General features: G+C 35.3%; 6 protein-coding genes. 4 read left to right on the top strand and 2 right to left on the bottom strand.

The window, feature by feature from the left end; translation table 11 throughout:
* Nucleotides 1-328 (bottom strand): transposase (locus tag Megvenef_RS07380; protein ID WP_322776028.1); only part of this gene is annotated, 328 nt, incomplete at its 3' end.
* A gap of 243 nt (nucleotides 329-571) precedes the next feature.
* The gene (locus tag Megvenef_RS07375) at nucleotides 572-1,516 is read right to left on the bottom strand and encodes an FKBP-type peptidyl-prolyl cis-trans isomerase (protein WP_322777318.1); all 945 of its coding nucleotides are present in this window, start codon (nucleotides 1,514-1,516) and stop codon (nucleotides 572-574) included.
* 156 nt (nucleotides 1,517-1,672) lie between these two features.
* On the opposite strand from Megvenef_RS07375, the gene Megvenef_RS07370 reads away from it, so the two are divergent.
* The 4 genes from Megvenef_RS07370 to Megvenef_RS07355 all read left to right on the top strand — a co-directional run bounded on the left by Megvenef_RS07370 (nucleotide 1,673) and on the right by Megvenef_RS07355 (nucleotide 4,948).
* Entirely contained in the window at nucleotides 1,673-3,421 is a 1,749-nt protein-coding gene (locus tag Megvenef_RS07370; RefSeq protein ID WP_322777317.1) for an FAD-dependent oxidoreductase, read from the top strand.
* Nucleotides 3,422-3,492: 71 nt separating this feature from the next.
* The gene (locus Megvenef_RS07365) at nucleotides 3,493-3,903 is read left to right on the top strand and encodes a DUF2000 domain-containing protein (RefSeq protein WP_322777316.1); all 411 of its coding nucleotides are present in this window, start codon (nucleotides 3,493-3,495) and stop codon (nucleotides 3,901-3,903) included.
* Between the two features lie 54 nt (nucleotides 3,904-3,957).
* Entirely contained in the window at nucleotides 3,958-4,617 is a 660-nt protein-coding gene (locus tag Megvenef_RS07360; RefSeq protein WP_322777315.1) for a dioxygenase family protein, read from the top strand.
* Between the two features lie 46 nt (nucleotides 4,618-4,663).
* Entirely contained in the window at nucleotides 4,664-4,948 is a 285-nt protein-coding gene (locus Megvenef_RS07355) for a hypothetical protein (RefSeq protein WP_322777314.1), read from the top strand.
* Nucleotides 4,949-5,207: the final 259 nt, after the last annotated feature.

The following is a 5,207-nucleotide window of genomic DNA, read 5'->3' as shown; positions in this document are numbered from 1 at the left end:
CTTCAGACACATCAAGATCTTGCTGCAAATATTCATAACCACAAAAATATTGCCAATAAATATTTTCCTTTAGCTCTTCCTCCGTAAACGAATCAGAACCGTTGTACATAGCTTGAAGCATTGATAGTGCTAGCATTACTCTATGATCTTTCTTATTTCTACCAAATTGCTTGATTTCAATGTTAGGCAATGCTCTGGCTTCAAGTTCAGACCAATTTACTAAATCCCTTAGTTTATATAACTTGTTTTTAGGATTTAGTTTTGTAGATAATTTCTCTTCAAATAACCTTTCTTGTTTTTGGAGAAAAGTAATATTTTCTATAGGCATAATTTTAAAATCCGTAAGCTTTATGCGGTAATTATACCATTTTCTTATGGATTTTGTAAGCTGTTTATGACATGAAACCCCTTGTTAATTCAGGCGGGGAGAGTTTTGACGGAGGGACTAATTATGCCAAAGGTCATCCTGAACTTGATTCAGGATCTTCGGCTGTTTCATGAGATGCTAAGACAAAGGCGGGCGCAAGCTTCAATCAAGTTTAGGAAGGCCCCCTTTCAAAGATGACTCCTTTTAATTTGCTATCATATTATCGTTTTGCAAGCCCTGAATCTTATCAAGGGTCGTTCCAGGTGTTGGCATTTGGTTATCAAAATTAAAGAATTCAACCATAAAATACTCATCTTCAGGTAGTGAGTTTTCAGGAAAAATAGTGCTAAAATTTGATGCGTAGGACTTAAATAATTTTCCTTTAGCAATGACAGTTCTATTTCCTACGGGAATCTTGTTGTGTAGGGAATGGGAAAAGATCATTGGATAAGCTAAATTTCCTATCTGCATACTTATCTTTTTACCGGTATCAACAGAGTTATAAATTACTTTTCCATCACTAAGTTTAGTTATTTTTGCATCGTAAACAGCTTTTCCACCACAAAATAGTGGGATTTTATAAGATAATTGGTCATCAAATATTTTTACATTATTATCGACAAAATTTTCGGGCATTATTTCTTTCAGTAATACATTTACCTTAAAGGCGCTCAATTTATTAGAATAGGTTTCTGGAAAATATTTGCTAGAAATAGTAGCGTGGCGTGTTTGACCAGTTTTCATACCAACAATTACGGCATCTAGTCCTGGTGCTATTTTATTAGAACCAAGAGGGAATGTCGCAGTATTTTCTTCAAGCAACGTATTAGTTAAAGATAGTATTTTATATTGAACTGTAACAATATGCCCGCAAGAAGCTGGTCCCTTTTCGCCATTACCAAAAGTATTTATTTTAAATAAGGCGTTGATAAATTTATCGCTGTTCATTTCAAAACTTGCGCCAGAACCAGCAACTGACTTATTCATAGGTTGAATAAGGCTTTCTAGAAATAATCTCCCTTCGTCAGTTTTTAAAACATTCAATAAAACGCCAGAAATAGTTTTTTCGATAAAAGTTCCACTGAATTCAGCAGGTTTTTGTTCTTGGTCAGGAGTGTCGGGTTTTTTTAGGTGTTCTGGAGGTTTCATAGAACTCAGGCTTTGCTGAAATATCATGTAAATAATGGCGCCTGTAATAATTAGTGTCAGGAGTTTTTGCATAATCTTACGTAATGTTCTATATATCTTTAATAGTCTAAACTATAACAATCGAACGCTAAAGATTCAAGATTGAACGATATTTATATGGATTTAAAAGTAAAAAATCATTTTTATGATGTGCTAATTGTTGGTTCTGGAGGTTCTGGGCTTGCTGCGGCAATTTTTGCAGCAAGAAGAGGGTGGAAGGTGGCTGTTGTTAGTAAAGTTCACCCACTTAAAAGCCATACAATAGCTGCTCAAGGGGGGATTAATGCAAGCCTTGGGAACGTGACACCAGATGATTGGCGCTGGCATTCATATGATACTATAAAAGCCTCAGACTGGCTAGCTGATCAGGATTCAGTTGAGGAAATGTGTAAGTCTGCTCCAGATGTGATAAACATGCTTAGTGAATTAGGCGTAGAGTTTGATCGAATGACAGATGGCACAATTGATCAAAAAATATATGGTGGTCAGAGTACAGACTATGGTAAGGGAACATTTGCGCACCGGGCTTGCTTTGCAAAAGATAGGACTGGCCATTCAATAATGCATAAGCTTTACGAAGAAGCGATTTCCAAAAGTATTACATTTCATAACTATAATTTTGTATTAGATTTGATTTGTGAAGATAATCAATGCAACGGAGCAGTGTGTTGGGACATAGAAAATGGATCCATAAATATAATTAATGCAAAAAACACAATTATTGCTACGGGTGGATGTAGCCAGATGTATTCCACTGCAACATCATCGGCAGTATGTACGGGTGATGGTAATGGGTTAGTAGTTAGGGCGGGTATTCCTTTGCAGGATATGGAATTTGTGCAATTTCATCCAACTGCACTTCATAAGGTAGGCGTTTTGATTACCGAAGCTGCAAGGTCAGCTGGAGGAATATTACTTAATTCGCTTGGCGAGAGGTTCATGCTCAAATATGCTCCTAAATTTAAAGAACTTGCGGCAAGAGATGTTGTCGCTAGAGCGATTGCGACTGAGATAAATCAGGGTAGAGGATGTGGTCAAGATCAAGACTATGTATTTCTTGATTTAAGGCATTTATCAGAACATGAAATAGTTGAAAAACTACCAACCGTTTTTGAGAATTGCATGGAATTTGCTAAAATTAACGCAAGTGTAAATCTGATACCAATTGCTCCAGCATCACATTACACAATGGGTGGCATACCAACTGATAGTAATTGTCAGGTCATTAAATATGACGAACAAGGAGAGCATAAAGTTGGCTCTTTATATGCAATAGGTGAAGCTGCGTGTATTTCGGTACATGGCGCTGGGCGTTTGGGTTGTAATTCGTTGCTTGACCTAGTCGTTTTCGCAAAAAAAGCTGTGGACTCTTTAGGAAATATGGATAAGCAAGAAAATAGGAATTTAGCAGGGCATAAAAATATCGATAAATTTAAAAAGATTTTTACCAGAAAAGCTTGTGATGTTGAATCAATGGCAGGGCAATTGAAAAGTACTATGAGTAAGTATGTGGGAGTATTTAGGACTTATGATGGTCTTGTCCAAGCCTTAAAAAATATCACGAGTATAGAAGAAGATTATAATAAGGCTGGTATTATGGATAAGTCGCTTCAGTGGAATATGGTACTTCAACATTATCTAGAGCTAGGTAATATGATTGTATCAGCTAAGGCCACTATAGAGTCGGCACTTTGGAGAGAAGAAAGTAGAGGAGCTCATTGGAGGGATGATTTTACGCAAGTCAATCCTAAATATTGGGGACATACTATTTGTTTTGTGCAAAACAAATCTTCTTTATTCTTAAGGCCTATCAGAATTAGCAAAGATAATGTGGACTTTTATCAACCAGAAAAGAGAAACTACTGATGATATGTTTAATTTGCGAAGTAAGGGTTTACTTTCAATGGTAAAGTAATTTTAGTCCATTAGGAGGATAAATGAGCTTCGAAAATAAATTGGTTATTATTGTAAATAAAGATATAGAAATTGGTGTTGCTTTAAATGCAGCTACACACGCATCATTTGCGATTGGTGCTTTACTTGGTCAAGATACAAGCTTTCTACAATCAAACAAAGATGCAAGTGGTAATGATTGGAAAGTCTCCGGTATGCCTTATATTGTTTTACGCGGCAAATCAAATGAGATTAAGAAAGCTGTTTTAGCTGCAAAAGAAGCTAAGATTATGCAGCTAGCATTTGTTGATAGCATGACTGGGGGGACCTATTTAGAGCAAATAGAAAATATCACGCGAAAAACTCAGGACGAACATATTTATTATGCAGCAGTACTTTTTGGTAAATGGGATATAGTGACGCAGATAACCAAAAAATTATCACTTTATAAATAATAGTTGGTTAGTTGTATACACAAATAAATATATATAATTTTTTAGGTAGTAATTATGAGTCACTTTAAGCTAGCTCTATCTGTTTTTGTTATTTTTACTGCAAGCTTAGCTATCGCAGTTGGGGTCGAAGAAAATCTACGAGATTTAAATTTTTGTGCAGTTACTAAAGTTACTATGAATGACTATGAGCCAGAAAGTTTTGAGTCTTCAAATAATTTACTCCGAAAAGCAGGGCAAGAAGAAATTTTTTGTGGTAAAAAAATAATAGTACATGGGAAAGTTTTAGACCAAAATTGTATTCCTGTTGCTGATGCAAAAGTTTATATTTGGCAGGCCAACTGTAACGGTAAATACCCTTATAAACCACTTAAGAATATAGCAAAAAAGAGTTTAGTAGACATTAATAAAGAACTTACATTTACTGGTAACGGTACAGCGACGACAAATAACAAAGGTGAGTTTACGTTTGTCACAACTTATCCGCCAGCAATGCAGGGTGCAGCTTCACATATTGATTTGCGTGTAGAACATTATATGCTTGGTACGATTCAGACCACCGTAATGCTTGATAGTAACAAAGTGAGTAATCCACATGATAAGCCAGAATTACAATCTATTGCTGAAGCTCTTGAGGCCACTGATACAAGCATTTACAATTTCCAAATTGTGCTTCCAGGTTCTGGGATCAAAGGCTATACTGATGGTTCGGATTAACTGGTATTTTTTAAAAATCTTGTAAATTTAATTTATTATAAAAAATATGAAAGCATCATCTGATGTAACAAGCGAGGAAAAACGCTTTATTGTTTCATTTAAGGATTCAAAGCCAAAGAAAACCTTCGATTTTGAAAAGGAGCAAAGAAAACAAGAGGCTGCTGGAGAGGCGGCAGTTCTTAAAAAATTTGCTAAAATGCGTGTTGATAATGATATATCAAGCGAGGAACAATATTCTTCTGAAGTTAAAACCATGTCATGTACTCAAGGTTTTTCACCGCAAGAAGAAAATTTGATATCTGGTGACATATCAGATGACTCTGATTGCTAAATTAAACCTAACGAAAATTGAACGGTCAAAAGTAGTTCTTATAAGAATCTTGGGATTCGGCTTTAGTATAAGAGCATATAACTCGTCTCCCCGCCAAAATTGATAAGAATCATGTGATTTAAAAAAATTTCACAAAAAAGGTAGATTTGGGAGTTTATCGATTGATATTTTTTGATAAATTTTACGTAGAGTTTTGGTCAAAATTTGGAGTTTTTGAACTTTAGACAAGTAGAATGGTTAACGAATTTACCTGTAATTC

It is taken from the genome of Candidatus Megaera venefica, assembly GCF_034554655.1.
Classification (GTDB): domain Bacteria; phylum Pseudomonadota; class Alphaproteobacteria; order Rickettsiales; family Rickettsiaceae; genus Megaera_A; species Megaera_A venefica.
The sequence above is the reverse complement of the archived record's forward strand: the minus strand, read 5'-3'. Positions and strand labels throughout refer to the sequence as shown.

Excerpts from the sequence above, each read along its gene's own strand:
- Megvenef_RS07370 (WP_322777317.1), top strand. The coding sequence starts at position 1,673 with ATGGATTTAAAAGTAAAAAATCATTTTTATGATGTGCTAATTGTTGGT.
- Megvenef_RS07360 (WP_322777315.1), top strand. The coding sequence starts at position 3,958 with ATGAGTCACTTTAAGCTAGCTCTATCTGTTTTTGTTATTTTTACTGCA.
- Megvenef_RS07365 (WP_322777316.1), top strand. The coding sequence starts at position 3,493 with ATGAGCTTCGAAAATAAATTGGTTATTATTGTAAATAAAGATATAGAA.
- Megvenef_RS07375 (WP_322777318.1), bottom strand. The coding sequence starts at position 1,516 with ATGAAACCTCCAGAACACCTAAAAAAACCCGACACTCCTGACCAAGAA.
- Megvenef_RS07355 (WP_322777314.1), top strand. The coding sequence starts at position 4,664 with ATGAAAGCATCATCTGATGTAACAAGCGAGGAAAAACGCTTTATTGTT.